Origin of the sequence: Legionella santicrucis (genome assembly GCF_001468135.1) — a bacterium.
Classification (GTDB): domain Bacteria; phylum Pseudomonadota; class Gammaproteobacteria; order Legionellales; family Legionellaceae; genus Legionella; species Legionella santicrucis.
Window position 1 is genome coordinate 494,111 of sequence record NZ_LNYU01000091.1, and the last position, 14,411, is coordinate 508,521.

Genomic DNA, 14,411 nt, shown 5'->3' on the forward strand with positions numbered 1-14,411 from the left:
TGACTGTTGAATAGGTCGTGTTGACAATGAGCCAACATGCCCTAGATTAATTTTTAATCAAGCTTCATTCTTTTATCTGTTGAGTGTTTCCAGTCTGATAAGAGACCTTTCAATAGCATCCTCCTGTGCTTCTCTCAGGCTCACTACAAGTTCCTTAAGTCAATGATAGTGAGAGCAGCTCCTAATATTTTTTATTATTTATTGATGATAAAATATTCAATTGCATGTATTTTGTACTATATGTTAATGAACTTATGTTTGATTTTAGAAATTAAGTTATGGATTAACCACGAATAGTAAACCTGAAAATGAGGTTAAATAATGAATAAAAAAAAACGCTCATATGAATACAGCGTCATTGAATTATTTGAATCTCAAGTCAAAACAACTTCAGATTACATTGCTTTAAGTGATAAAAAATCACAATATACCTATTATGAATTAAATGAAAAAGTAAACCAGTTTTCTCAATGCTTAAGGAAAAATGGCATAATTAAAGGAGATTTTGTAGCGATTCTTCTTGATCCAAGCACCGATTTTATATTGTGTATTTTAGCAATCGCCAAAATTGGTGCTGTATATGTTCCTATGGATACATTAGCTCCAGTACCACGATTAAATCATATGATTAAGGATACAAATCCTAGGCTTGTTATAACCAACGATGAATTAAAGCAAAAGCTGCAAGAAATTAGTGTACCTCAGTATCTCGTGAGGCAACTTTACTTCGAATCGATCAGTTACTCTAAAGAAAATATTAAGGAAATGATCCATCCTGACGAACCTCTTTATATGATTTATACATCGGGATCAACTGGAAAACCTAAAGGAGTAATTATCCCTCACCAAGCCGTGGTGAATTTAGCAGTTGTTGAAAATTATGCCTCAGTGCAGCCTGGTCAAATCGTAGCCCAATGTAACAATTTGGCTTTTGATGCCAGTACTTTCGAAATATGGAGCTCATTATTAAATGGAGGAAGGCTCAGTGTGATTTCAAAAGAGGTTCGTGCAAATCCTATGGCGTTAAAAAAAACTCTTGAAGATAATGCAGTGGAATATTTACTCTTACCAACCGCATTGTTTCATCAATTAATCAAATCGGCACCCAAAACCCTGAATCAACCTAAAACCATCCTTTTTGGTGGAGAGCAAATAAATCCTATTCTTTTAAGACAATTTATAATACATCGCAATAAAATAAACAAACCAGTGACATTGATTAATGGGTATGGACCATCAGAAGGCACTACATTTGCGTGTCGTCATATTATTAATGAACAATTACTTTCTAGCGACGAACATCTTTCCGCGATTGGAATCCCTTTTAAAAATACTCAAACTTATGTGCTTGATGAGCAGATGAATGAAGTAGATGAGGGTGAGTTATATCTAAGTGGCATTCATTTGGCATTGGGATATCATCGTAGTGAGGATATAACTTTTGAAAAATTTATTAAAAATCCATTTTGCCAAACTCCTCCTTTTGAAAAAATGTACAAAACCGGCGACCTGGTAAAGAAACTGCCTACAGGTGAACTTTTATATACCGGCAGAGTTGATGATCAAGTAAAAATTGGAGGTTATCGTATACATCTTAGCGAGGTAGAGCGGAAACTCATGAAGTATAATGAGGTGAGTCTTGCCGCCGTGGTTGTCGAAATAGGTGGCGGTCTGCATAAAATGCTTACCGCTTATATCGTGTTCTCTTCATCTCATACGAAAATTTATGCAGACGAGCTGCGAGAATTTTTAAGTCAAGAATTGCCAAGCTACATGTTGCCAGCCAAATACGTCATGGTAGAGGAGTTACCGTTAACACCCATAGGTAAAATTGATAAGACAAAGCTAGATCAAATACCCCATACGGATTTATCCTTTCATATCGATAAATCATTAACCAACAAAACCGAAGAAACTTTAAAAGACATTTGGAATCATCTGTTAAATCGTTCTCATATTGAGGTTAATAAAAATTTATTCGATTTAGGTGCTACTTCACTGCTGATTACCGAAGCATGCACGCTTATTAATCATGCATTACATACCGAGTTGCAAGTCGTCGATCTTTTAGAGCACCCAACAATTCATAAACTAACAAAGTATATCGAAGGGGATATTGATGTTCCTATGGTACGAGAAATACACTCCACTACCTCCTCGGATATTGCCATTATTGGTATGAGCTGTCGTTTTCCAGGCGCAAACAATATCGATCAATTTTGGGATAACCTGTGCCAGGGAAAGGATTGTTTAACTCGATTTAATTCTGAAGAGCTTGGGGAGTCGTTACAAAAAATTTCAAATTTTGTACCTGTTAAAGGAGTCCTTTCAGACATAGATCAATTTGATGCCTCATTTTTTAATTTTAGTCCTGTAGATGCAAACATTACCGATCCTCAACAAAGAATTTTTCTAGAATGTGCCTGGGAGGCATTAGAGTATGCTGCTGTAGCTCCTAAAAAACAAAAAGAAAAGACGATTAGTGTTTTTGCTGGAATGACAGACAGCACTTATTTACATGAAAATCTTTTAAAAAATAATCGATTTTGTCGTGAATATGATTTGTTTCACCAACGTATAGCTACCAGTCTCAGTATGCTAAGTACCCAAACTTCATATCGCCTTAATTTAAAAGGAAGAAGCGTGAATGTGAACACAGCCTGCTCTACTGGATTAATTGCTGTGGATCATGCATGTCAGGATTTGATTCTAGGACATAGTGATATTGCTTTAGCTGGTGCTAGTTGCATTACGGTTCCTCAAATCAATGGATACACTTATCAGCCAGGAAGTATTGTTTCACCTGATGGCTATTGTCGGCCTTTTTCTGCCGAAGCAAATGGTACTGTATTTTCCAATGGGGTAGGAGTGGTAGTCCTTAAACGTTTGGAAGATGCTATAAAAGATCACAATACCATTTATGCAGTTATTAAATCACGGGGTGTTAACAATGATGGTGTCGATAAATTAGGATTTACTGCCCCGAGCATGAGTGGGCAGATGTCTTGTATTAAAGATGCTTTAAGCCAGGCAAAATTGACCGCAGATCAAATGAGTTTTGTTGAAGCACATGGAACTGCCACAGCTCTAGGTGATGTTATTGAACTTCATGCATTATCTGCAGTCTATCGTGAACAAACCGAGCTTAGCCATTATTGTGCCTTAGGCTCAGTGAAAGCCAATATAGGACATACAGATGTGGCGGCAGGCATGGCAGGATTAATTAAAACTGCATTGTGTTTGTATCATAAAAAAATTACTCCTATGATTTATTTTAATAAATCTAATCCCGATTTGGGTCTTGAAGAAAGTCCTTTTTATGTGAATGACCAGTTAATGGATTGGGAAAACGATCATGAAACACGTTATGCAGGAATAAGTTCTTTTGGTGTTGGGGGAACCAATGTTCATATGATTTTAAGCGATTATGATGTGCACCAACAATTTACACCACGCTTTTTGCAAACCGAAGAATTGGTGTTTGTATCAGGAAAAACACAACGTGCTCTTGAAGAACAAATTCAAAAACTCGATCAGTATTTAAGTGCAGATGAATGTAATGATGGCATGCTTAGAGACATCGCCTACACTTTGCATAGGGGACGAGATGATTTCAATTGGCGTCGTTTTAGTGTTGGTAAGAGCATTATCGAAATACAAAGGGGGTTGCAGGAAAATCATTCCGCATATTGTGATGATGAAATACAGCACAGTATCGTATTGATGTTTAGTGGCCAAGGCACGCAGTATCCTCGAATGGCTATGGAGTTGTTTGATGCTATTCCTCGTTTTAGGGACTATGTATTACAGGGTATTAAAACAGCAAATCATTATTTAAATTGTGATTTACTTTATCTTATAAAAAATTCAGACACGGATTCATTAGCACCAACACAATTTACTCAACCGGCATTATTTATTATTGAATACGCATTGGCACGATTACTTATGGAGTGCGGCGTACAACCTGATGTACTTATAGGACATAGTATTGGGGAATATGTAGCAGCTTGTCTTGCTGGTGTTTTTTCCTTTGAAGACGGTATTGCACTTGTATGTGAACGAGGTCTTTTGATGGCTAATGTACCTGCAGGACAGATGCTGTCACTAGAGTGTTCGGATGAGGAGTGCCAAGAATATCAATTAGTTGCAGGTGTGAACCTGGCACTTCATAATGCGACACACCACTACGTGCTTGCAGGAAGTACTGAAAGCATTGGGGTCTTAGAAAAATACCTGATAAAACACAAGAAACAGTATCACAAATTAAAGGTAAGTCATGCTTTTCACAGTAGTATGATGGAATGTTTGGAAAAACCATTTAAAGAGCTTTTTTCTAATATCATGCTCTCACCGCCAACAATACCTATCGTATCGAATGTCACAGGAGATTGGCTTTCTGCTGAAGATGCGATGAATCCTGATTATTGGTATCGCCATTTACGTCATACAGTTCAGTTTACTCAAGGTGTTCATCTATTATTAAAAGACGAGCATCCACTTTTTATTGAGGTAGGTTTGGGGCAGTCTTTATGTGGGTTTGTCAACGCCATAGCATCGAGACATGCATTTGTAACGCCCACACTTCCAGGTCATTATAAGTCTGTATCCGACCGGACTCAATTTCTTATTACACTGGGACGATTGTGGACAAAAGGAGTTCCCGTTTTTTTAGAGCCTTTGTACGCATCTTCAGTTCGAAAGAGTATAGCCTTACCTACTTACGCATTTCAAAGACAACGCTATTGGATAAATCCCGATGAAAGCTCTTTAAAGCCTCATAGACAGACAAGGTTATATAGTTCTGTTTGGACACGTGGGGCTTTAAGTGAGGTAAATCATACAAAGGTAAGCGATTATCAATGGGTAGTTTTTAAAGACACAATGGATATAGGCCAACAAATTATTAATGTTTTGAGTTTCTATAACGTACGACCTATTATTATTGAAGCGGGTGATGAATTTATCATTCATTCTCAAACCCACTTTACCATTAATCCTGTGGTGAAAGAGCATTATATTGACTGTTTTAAGTGTTTAAAGAAGGCATTAAATCATCCAAAATTTATTCATTGTTGGTCACTCGATGAAATTGAAGAACCGCAAGATGACACAACTATTGAGACCTGTTTCGATAAAGGATTTTATAGTCTCTTGTATGTGATCCAATCCTATGTTGAAGTCATTGGAGCTCACCGTGAATTGAGTTGTTGTATCATGACGCATGGAACGCAATCTATTTTAGGAACGGAATGTTTATCTCCCGTTAATGCAACTCTATCGAGTTTTTGTCGTGTAGTACCCTTAGAACATCCATTAATTCGTTGTTTTATGGTTGATATTGCGCATGATGTAAAAGGAGTTGATGTGACAGCGATATTTGCGGATATTCTAGTCACGCTTATTGATAAATCCAAGGATATTCTTATTGCATACCGCAATAATTATCGTTGGCTTCCTGCTTATGTAGCTACTGAAAATAATTTTTTAAAGTCGCGACTTTCAGATAAGGGTATTTATCTTATTACTGGGGGCCTTGGAGGAATAGGGCTGGCACTAAGTGAGGCGATAGCAAGCCAGGTGCACCAACCGATTCTCATTTTAAGTTCGAGAAAATCATATCCTCCACAAGAACAATGGGCGCATATTCTAGAAGACAAAATCCATCAAGACCATAACACGATAAGCCAATTAAAACGCATCCAAAGCTTAGGCGCTTCAATAAATCTCTATCCTTGTGATGTAAGTAATGAACAAGATGTATTTAAATTGTTTCATTGGATTTTTCTAAATTATGGAAAACTGAATGGACTTATTCATGCGGCAGGGAGAGCAGGAGGAGGAGTTGTTCAATTAAAAACTCGTGAGGAAGCGCATCAGGTATTCTCTTCTAAAATTTATGGAGCTTATTATCTTGCAAAAGAAACTCAAAACCTACCGATACTTGATTTTGTGGTGTTGATGTCCTCCATCGCATCCATAGTGGGAACCAAAGGTCAGATAGACTATAGTGCAGCTAATGCGAGTTTGGATGCTATAGCACAATCGAATTTGTTTCATTCAAAATTTACCTTAAGTCTTAATTGGAATACTTGGCGTGATGTGGGTATGAGTATGCATGCATCAAAAACTGATGCTTTAAATTTATTTGATCTTGGTAACGACATTAGTTCGAAAGAAGGCCAATCTTTATTTTTAAACGCATTGTCTACCTCATATAAACATCTTATCGTTTCCAATTATGAGATTGCTCGATATCAAGAGCTTTTGGCAAATCCTGTGAATGAGAATGAAGAGACAAAAAACAGAGTCTCACGGGAGTATTTGAACATTAAAAATACTTATTCAGAGCCTCAGGACGAATTGGAAAAACAGCTTGCCAAACTTTGGCAGGAGTGTTTACACATAGACTCCATAGGTAGAGAAGATAATTTTTTTGCTTTAGGTGGTCATTCATTAAAGGCGATGACATTGATTGAGAAAATTAATGCGGTGTTCGATTGTTCTTTATCGATACAACATATGTACAAAGCACCTACTATTGCTTTATTGCGTCAATTGATTAGCGAAAGTCAGAAACAATCTATTGATATTATTGTGCCTTTAAATGAAATTGATGAGGTAAAACCTAAACTATTCTTTTGTCATCCAGTGAGCGGCTTGGTTTATTGTTTTAATGAAATAGCATCCTTATGGAAATCTGCATCGATTTACGGCATACAAGATCCAAGCATTTCCGTTGGAAAAATGTTGTATGACAGTATTGATTCTATGGCAAAACAGTATGTTGATGCGATTTTACAGATTCAACCTAAAGGGCCTTATTATCTTGTTGGTTACTCTTTTGGTGGGACAATGGTTTATGAAATAGCCTACCTTTTACGAAAACAACACCATAAAATAGGTTTATTAGCTTTAATTGAAAGCTGGTCTGTATTTTCACCGAGGCAGCGTGAGGACAGTTATTCTATAGAACACCTTTTCTCAATGGACGATAAAAAAACTAAAGCGCTTGCTGATTTGGCTGCAGAACGGATGAGGCTCTTATTAGAGCATGAACCAACAATGACAAGCCAGGATATGATACTGTTTAAAGCTAAGGAATTGAACGAAGGCTATCAAGAGATTGATGATCCTTATAATGGGTGGGCTAAATTTAATAAAGGAAATATTATGTGTCAGACTATTAATGCGAATCATGACACGATTATGAATGAAGAAAATAGCAAAATGATTGCTGAATTTCTGCAAAAAAACGATTTTTATCAATGAAAGGATAAAAATTTTTAATCATGAAAATAACTAATTTATGAGAATAACCCAAGAAGAACTGCCTGTGATGGCTAAAGCCTATGACATTGCCTCATGTTCCTTAATCGTCATCGATCGGTTCATGAATGTGGTTTTGGTTAATCGTTGTGCTAAAAAAATATTAAATATTAAGGCATCTTCTTGGATAGGAAAGCCTTTGCTATCGGTTTGGGAAGAAGCGAGGCTTCCGCCTATTTTTGATAAAAATATGAATCTCATTTGTCATAAGATCATGATTATTAATAAATATTATCGAGTATGGAGTAAAGTAAGAGTCATTATAGATAATAAAACACATTGGTTTTTACTCGATAAGGATATTTCAGAAGTCGATGATACCTACATCACTTTAGAACATGAAATAGAAAAAATGACTGGACATGTTTTTGAAAAGCATCTTCCCGTGAATCAGTATGTGGATGAAATTCGCCATTTTCTGTCAAGCATGATCAATCGAATCCCCTGTTATGTGTATTGGAAAAATAAAGATCTAGAATACGTTGGTTGTAATGAAATGGCTGCGGAGTTTTTTAGCCTAAAATCCTCCGATGATATCATTGGAAAGACCGATTTCGATTTGTTTTCAGATAAGGTAATTGCTGAAAGTTATCGTGAAGTCGATAAGGAAATATTACAACATGGAAAACCTGTTTTGAAACTGCCGCAAATTTTGGTGCGCCATAATGGAGAAATCTTTCATACTCTAGTGAGTAAAGTACCTATTACTAGCGAAAATGGTTCAACGGTTGGTGTATTAGGTATCACAATTGATATTACCAAAGAAAAGCAAGCAGAAATTGCTAAAACTGAATTTATTGCCAATATGAGCCATGATATTCGTACGCCACTCACAGGAGTAATTGGTCTTTCCGAGATATTGGAAAAGAATTTAACCAATCCTTTGCACAAGGAAGAGGCGCACTTATTGTATGAAAGTGGCAATCAACTTTTAACGATGCTTAATGAGATATTAGAGGATGTGCGAGCAGGTAGTGCCAATGAAATGGACATCCATGAGGAAACTTTTGAATTACGTCAATGCATTGATGATTTAATAAAACTGGAAGCTCCAACAATTGCAACAAAAAATTTAACCTTCACATGCACTATTGATCCCAATGTACCTCAATTTATTGTCAGTGATAGAAAAAAAATCCATCATATTTTATTAAATCTTTTGGGAAACGCAGTAAAATTTACTCAAGTTGGAGGTATTACTCTTACTGTCAAGCCATTATCTTTTACGGCCTTTCATACTCTGTTGCATTTTAGTGTTTCAGATACGGGTATTGGCATTCCTGAAATGCAAAAAGATAAGGTGTTCGAGCAATTTTTTCGTGTTAATCCTTCTTACGAAGGAAATCAAATGGGATACGGTCTAGGTCTTCATATCGTTCAATCTTACGTTACTTTATTAGGCGGTCATCTTACTTTAGAAAGTAAGGAAGAAGAGGGAACTACTATTTCTTTTGATTTAAGTTGCCGTATTGGATTTAAAGAAAATTTAATATCCAACGACAAAAGCAATGAGTCGTATGTGAATCAAAACAATGAATCTCAAGGTACTGTATTACTTCCATCTCATTTTTATGGGAATCCTCTTCACTTGTTATTAGTCGAAGACAATCCTATTGCTTTAAAAGTCTTAGAATCGTTTGTTACTCGTGAAGGATATCGATTCACCTCAGTTACGGATGCTAATAAGGCTTTAGAATGCATTAAATCAACGCATTTCGATCTCATTATTACGGATATTGGTCTTTCGGAAATATCCGGAATCGAATTAGTAAAACAAATTCGGCATTGGGAAAAAATAAATAATTTTTCTTTGGTTCCCATTGTGGGATTAACCGGTCATGCACTAGAAACAGCACGAGTTGAATGTATTCATGCAGGAATGAATGAGGTATTTAGAAAACCCATCAACATTGAGATCCTAAGAGATATTGTTAAGCAGTGTCATTTGAATAAACAGGTATCTAGCGAGGAGATTACTGTAAACCAAAGTTCACAACCATCTATTTCTAGTATTGGTTTCGAACATCTTGTAACTGAAGAATTACTCTCCCTTGATTCAGTTTCTCTTTTTGATACGCAAGAAGGAATGAGATACATTAATGACGTCTCATTATTGTTTCAGTTATTAAAAGAATTTACTTCACCAACCATACAACAAGACATCCAAAACATGAAGAAAGCTTATCTGGAACAGGATTGGAATCAAATTAGTCACTTGACGCATAAAATAAAGGGAGGAGTTGCCTGTATAGGAACTAAGCGTATGTTTTTAGCCTGTCAATATCTAGAACAATACTCTAAAGCGGGAAATCAAGTGATGCGGGATAAACTTTATCATCAGGTAATAGAAGTAAATCAGCAAACATTTGATGAAGTTACTCGATGGTTAAAGAAGTACAGATAATGTATTTTTGTTCCCCCATATGCACAAGACGATATTGGCAATATGCAGTCTTTGGTGGAGCTAAGAGCCTATAACTGCATATTCCATTCGATCGTGAACGCCAAGCCCAAGCAGAAAATTGATTATGTGGTTCCATACTTGATGTGATTGATTCAGTCACGGGTGAAATTCTTTGTTGCGGTTCTCGGTGCATCCAAACACTATTGATGATCACGTAACAAGCTGATTAAATTTGTTTTTCTTAATTGTATTGACATTAGGAATACATAGTGGTTTTATGGGAACATAAAAATACAGCTGATATTTTTTGTTTGGAATAACTAAGGACATGGAATGATAAGAGTGACAATTAAAAATGCGATTTATTATATTCTTTGGAGCCTACTGCTCTTATTCACGGTAAATGGATTGCATGCGGGTACTCAGGTTAAATTCAATATTGTTCCAACAACAGCAACAACAAAGCAGATCCCCAATTTTTCTCATGACACGGTGCAATATAGGGTAACCAATAATACCAAAATAACACGCACCCTCACCATGAAGCCTATTCCTGGTGTTTCGCAAATCACAGCAGGGGGGTGTAGCAACCCGTTTACACTGGCTATGAATGAATCCTGTTTGTTAACGTTAAGTCTTGATGGCAGCACGCTTCCTGAACGGGTGACCAGTGGGCCCGAGATCTGTAAAACCAGAGGGCCAGGTGATAATACACCCGATCGTTTTTTATGTAGTCAGCCCTCAGCGGCAAATAGTTTAAATATTGTCGTTATTCATCCATCAATTACTTTAAATTCAATTGCAATCACTCCAGTCAACCCCAGCATTGCCAATGGTACATTGCTACAATTTACAGCAACTGCCATTTTTTCTAATGGAATAACGCAAGATGTAACCAATCTAGTGACCTGGACCTCCGCTAATACAAGTGTGGCGAGTATTTCCGATGTTGCTGGTAATAAAGGATTAGCTACCGCTAACCATGCCGGACAGACTGCGATCACGGCAACCTTAAGAGGTGTAAGCGGTAATACGACTTTGACGGTAACGAATGCCACACTTCAGAGTATTCAAGTAACTCCTACCAACAGTTCTATTCCTAATGGTACGACGTTACAGTATACAGCGACAGGTATTTTCTCTAATGGTAGTCATCAGAATCTTACAGCCTTTGTAACCTGGGCTTCATCGACGGGTGCGGCGAGTATTTCTAATGCTGCAGGATCAAAAGGGCTAGCGACAGGGACTGCTGCTGGCACGACAGTGATTAGTGCAACATTTGGTGCTACGACTGGAAATACCAACTTAACAGTAACACCAGCAACCCTAACTTCAATTACTGTTACTCCTGTTAATTCGAGCATACCGAATGGGACAAATTTACAGTTTACAGCAATGGGTAATTTCTCGGATGGATCTGCTCACAATTTAACGGAGATTGTGGCATGGACTTCGTCGAGCAATGCTGCTTCAATTTCAAATGCAGCAGGCTCTAAAGGATTGGCAACCGGCACCAATCCAGGTAATACCACCATCACTGCTACTTTGGGTTCTACCTCTGGTTCAACAACGTTAACAGTGACTGCAGCAATCCTTAACTCTATTACCGTAACACCCGTTAATCCAAGTATCGCAAACGGCACTAACTTGCAATTTACGGCAACAGGTAATTTCTCGGATGGAGCTGCTTATGATCTGACGGGGGTTGTGGCATGGACTTCATCGACCAACGCTGCTGCAATTTCTAATGCGGCGGGTTCTAAAGGGCTGGCGGTCGGAACAAATCCAGGTACTACTGCTATCACTGCCACTTTCGGTTCTGTATCTGGTTCAACAACATTAACGGTGACTGCAGCAACCCTTAACTCTATTACCGTTACTCCTGTTAATCCAAGTATTGCGAATGGGACCAATCTGCAATTTACCGCGATAGGTAATTATTCGGATGGTTCTGCTCAAGATATAACTACCATGGTTACCTGGAACTCATCACTTCTCAATGTTGCGACAATTTCCAATGCAGCAGGTTCAGAAGGATTGGCTAAGTCAGTAAGTCCTGGTGCAACAACAATCACCGCAACGTTGGGTAGTACATCTGGGACAACAAACCTTACAGTTACCGCCGCTGTATTGACAACTATTGAGGTTTTACCGCTAAATCGTTCTATTGCAAGTGGTACGACTCAGCAATTTATCGCCATCGGCTTGTATTCTGATGGCACGCACCGGTTATTAACTGACCAAGTCACCTGGGCTTCATCAACACCTAGCGTTGCGCCGATTTCAAATGCGACAGGTAGTAAAGGATTGGCTGCTGGTATTCAAGTTGGCTCAACCGTTATTACAGCCAGTTTAAATTCAGTGTCAGGCAATACGACATTAACAGTAACCGCAGCAACTTTGAGTACAATCGAAGTGAAGCCTGTCAGTCAATCTATTGCCAATGGTACAACGCTTCAATACACTGCTACAGGTGTTTATTCAAATAGAACAACGCAAGACCTAACCAATTCTGTTACATGGAGTTCCTCAAATCCCAGCATAGCCACTATTGATAATGCAACTGGCTCTAAAGGCTTGGCAACTGCCCTTGCTGTAGGAGGTCCTACCACTATTAGTGCTTCATTGAATGGTGTAACGGGAAATGCTAGCTTAACTGTGACGCCGGCAACATTAACAAGTATATCTCTATCGCCTAATAATACTACTTTAGCCAGTGGGTTAACACTTCAGTACACTGCTACAGGGCATTACAGTGATAATTCAATACAAGATATAACGACTCAAGTTGTATGGAGTACGGTGAATCAAAGCGTTGCTGTAATTTCAAATGCGGATGGCTCTAAAGGACTATTAACAGCTGTTGGTAGCTCAGGAACAACGACAGTCAATGCAACGTTAGATTCAGTTATTGGAAGTACGAATATAACTGCGACCAATGCGGTTTTATCTTCTATAACAGTAATACCGAACTCAACGACAACTGTAGTAGGTTTAACGAAACACTTCTATGCAGAAGGTACTTTTTCAGATTCATCTGTCAAAAACTTAACCTCAAGCGTGACCTGGACTTCGTCAAATAATAATGTTGCTACGATTTCTAATGATCCTCAATCACCAGGTCTGGCTACAGGGGTTTCGACGGGTACTGTAACTATTTCCGCGACTCAAAGCGGTATTACAGGTGTTGCAACACTAACGGTAAGTAATCCTAATCTCGTTTCCATTAGTATCACTGGTAGTGGTACTTTTCTCGCTGGTACCTCTGTACAATTGACTGCTATTGGCTCATTCGATAATGGTTCTTCCCACGATGTTACTGATCAAGTTTTCTGGAGTTCTGATAATACTAACGTCGTGGAGGTGCAGCAGGGTGGACTAGCAAAGGCTTTGATAACACCAGGAACAGCAACGATTACTGCCTCCTCCTTGAGTGGAGTTTCTGGTACTACGCCATTCACATCAGCGGGTGTGCTTTCAAACTTTTACTTTGCTTCAATGCAAGTCGGTAATACGGTCCAAGGTTGTGTTGTTAATGACGATGGATTTTCACCTGGCCCTGGATCTTGTACTGTGAATACAGGAGGAACCCCAACGTTTAATGAACCACAGGGTGTCGCATTGAATAGTTCAGGAAATACTGCGTATGTTGTCAATGGTTTTGGAGGGGTATCGACAAGAGGCGTTATTCAATGTAATAGGTCAAACGGCGCTTTAAGTGGTTGTACCCAGGTTTTATCAAGTACTTCATTAAGCTTGGGGGGAATTGCAGTCAACCATGCTGATTCTAGGATTTATATTGGGAATGGTGCATCGGTAATAGTATGCAGTGCTGATTTTACTTCCTGTGTTGACTCAGGATTTAATTTTGCGGGTGATGGAGCGGCAGCCTATGATGTTAAAATAAATAGTAACGATACTAAAGCCTATGTGAGTGCCAAGGTACGTGGTATTTATGTGTGCAATATCAACTCTGGTACTGGCTTGTTTGATTCATGTACGCGTTATGATGTTCCTGGTCAGTCATGGGGAATTGCATTACTTTCGTCTGATTTGGGTCTTTATACAACAGACAAGAATGGAGGTAATATTATCAACTTCTGTCCTTTAGATGGTAGTAGTGGGGGTCTTGAAGGATGCATAGGGCAGACATACGATTTAGTTAATTTTCCTCAACCTGTTGGAATTGTGATTAATAATAATATAGCGTACATTGCTGATGAAAGTGGTTTTGTTGGGATGTGTGCGATTAACTCGGACGATACCTTTAGTTCTTGTCAATTTAACGATACAGTTCAGGGGGAAAATCAATTTTCGGGTCTGGTACCTGTGTTTATTGATATCTAATAGATGTAGGATGTTATGGAATATCTTATTCCATAACATCCTTCTATAGCTCACTTGCTAATCGAGTAAGCATCAATCTCCACTATCCCCAAAAGAGATGGGTCAAGTTCAGAATAATGTTTTAAATGAAAAATTAGCACTGCTTGCTGACAAGCAAGATCGCCATTGTCCTAGTTCAAATTGTACAGGTAAGCTTGTTTGTAAAATGTGGTAAACAAAATCACCATTTCATGATGTTCTTAAGAGCCGCTTTGAATAGCAAAGACGGATGGGGAAAGCAAGTGTAGAACTGCTATCCTTAATTCCACATAAATAATAATCACTCAGTTTA

The 14,411-nt window shown here is 38.2% G+C and carries 4 protein-coding genes; 3 read left to right on the forward strand and 1 reads right to left on the reverse strand.

Features of this window, described 5'->3' with window-relative positions; genetic code table 11:
• The first annotated feature begins 321 nt into the window (after positions 1-321).
• Together Lsan_RS20025 and Lsan_RS20030 are read left to right on the forward strand one after the other, a co-directional pair.
• Positions 322-7,272, forward strand: coding sequence for a type I polyketide synthase (locus Lsan_RS20025; RefSeq protein ID WP_058515862.1), 6,951 nt, complete (start codon positions 322-324; stop codon positions 7,270-7,272).
• A gap of 37 nt (positions 7,273-7,309) precedes the next feature.
• Positions 7,310-9,733: a PAS domain-containing hybrid sensor histidine kinase/response regulator gene (locus Lsan_RS20030; protein WP_058515863.1), complete on the forward strand. Its 2,424-nt coding sequence runs from the start codon at positions 7,310-7,312 to the stop codon at positions 9,731-9,733.
• Here Lsan_RS20030 and Lsan_RS22275 read toward each other — a convergent pair.
• The gene (locus Lsan_RS22275) at positions 9,705-9,926 is read right to left on the reverse strand and encodes a hypothetical protein (protein ID WP_133134233.1); all 222 of its coding nucleotides are present in this window, start codon (positions 9,924-9,926) and stop codon (positions 9,705-9,707) included. The genes Lsan_RS20030 and Lsan_RS22275 overlap by 29 nt on opposite strands.
• A gap of 140 nt (positions 9,927-10,066) precedes the next feature.
• Between Lsan_RS22275 and Lsan_RS20035 the strand changes: the two genes are divergently transcribed.
• Positions 10,067-14,080, forward strand: a complete 4,014-nt coding sequence (locus Lsan_RS20035; protein WP_058515864.1) for a beta strand repeat-containing protein — start codon at positions 10,067-10,069, stop codon at positions 14,078-14,080.
• Positions 14,081-14,411 lie beyond the last annotated feature (331 nt).

Bases quoted from the DNA above. Each gene is read 5' to 3' on its own strand.
- Lsan_RS20025 (WP_058515862.1), top strand. From the start codon at position 322: ATGAATAAAAAAAAACGCTCATATGAATACAGCGTCATTGAATTATTT.
- Lsan_RS20030 (WP_058515863.1), top strand. From the start codon at position 7,310: ATGAGAATAACCCAAGAAGAACTGCCTGTGATGGCTAAAGCCTATGAC.
- Lsan_RS22275 (WP_133134233.1), bottom strand. From the start codon at position 9,926: ATGCACCGAGAACCGCAACAAAGAATTTCACCCGTGACTGAATCAATC.
- Lsan_RS20035 (WP_058515864.1), top strand. From the start codon at position 10,067: ATGATAAGAGTGACAATTAAAAATGCGATTTATTATATTCTTTGGAGC.